Source organism: Vibrio sp. 378, assembly GCF_033339435.1.
Window position 1 is genome coordinate 1 of record NZ_JAWOUO010000124.1, and the last position, 1,146, is coordinate 1,146.

The 1,146-nt window shown below is 46.6% G+C and carries 2 protein-coding genes; both read right to left on the reverse strand.

Annotation, left to right across the window (positions count from 1 at the left end):
- On the reverse strand, positions 1–290 hold a 290-nt coding region (locus tag R7Q48_RS24550), incomplete at its 3' end, for an FAD-dependent oxidoreductase (protein ID WP_318132713.1).
- A gap of 8 nt (positions 291–298) precedes the next feature.
- Positions 299–1,146: methyltransferase (locus tag R7Q48_RS24555; protein WP_318132714.1), on the reverse strand; the 848-nt coding region annotated here is incomplete at its 5' end.

A 1,146-nucleotide genomic window follows, 5' to 3' on the forward strand; every position in this document is an offset into this window, starting at 1 on the left:
GGTCCTGCGGTAAATTTGTCAGTGAAATCAAAGTGGGTGTAGACCCCATTACGACGGAACGCCGCACCATCTTTGAATTGGAAGCCATGCTGCTTCACCGCCTCTGTCATTCCGGCAAGTTCAACCACCTCCATACAAGCTGGAAGTAAGCTTTCGCCAATTGAGAAACGAGGGAACGTCGCTTTTTCGATCACGACAACATCAATACCACGAGATTTTAGCAACGCAGAAACGGTGGAACCCGAAGGACCTGCGCCAACGACGACAACTTGCTTGTGCTCTGTTTTCATTCTTTATACTAGCTTGCTTGGAGTTTTAATAAGGTATGTCCGAGGCCAATGTTGTCCGTTCTTTCCACAACAGAGAGACCTGCTGCTTCAACAATTTCTAGAAAATCATCACTACGGTAGAAACGGCTATTACCATTGGCTAGGCAGGTAAAGTAAAGCGAGGTAGCATTTAAGCTGTATGACGCGCCCGCGTATTTCTGCGCATCCCAAAACAGTTCGAGAACGTAAACGGTATCGCCCGCGCTCAACTGCGCCTTTACTTTCTTCAAAATATTTAAAATTTCAATTGGAGAGAAACAATCTAAGAACTGGCTCATCCACCAAATATCGGCATGATCAGGCAATGTTTGGGCTTTATCAAGCATATTGGCAGGATACGGATGCACGCGCTCGCTGAGCTGATTCTCTGCCACGTTCGACATCGCGACTTCCAATTGCTGCGGCAAATCAACAATGGTCACATGCACATCTTTATCGTAGTTGCAGCACTGCATTGCCCATTTACCCGTATTGCCACCGATATCGACAATATGTTTTGGCTCATTGGCAAACACTTCTTTAAGCAGCAATGGGAAAGAACGATCCGAATAGAAGTGATCAAACTTAAACCAGCTCTGCTTAGCTTGCTCAGGTAATGTCGACAACCCTTGATAGATGGTTTCCCAATCGCCCAGCTCTTTCAATCCAGCAGGTTTGCCGTCTTTGATTGCTTCAGTCAGGTGCATCATCGCGGCATAACAAACGTCGGCCGTGAAATCCATGTTTGCTTGGGTCATGCCATCGTACAACAAGTAGAACCCGAGGTTGGCCAGTGAGTAGTTAGGTTTTTCCCACAAAACAATGTGCGCACTTATCG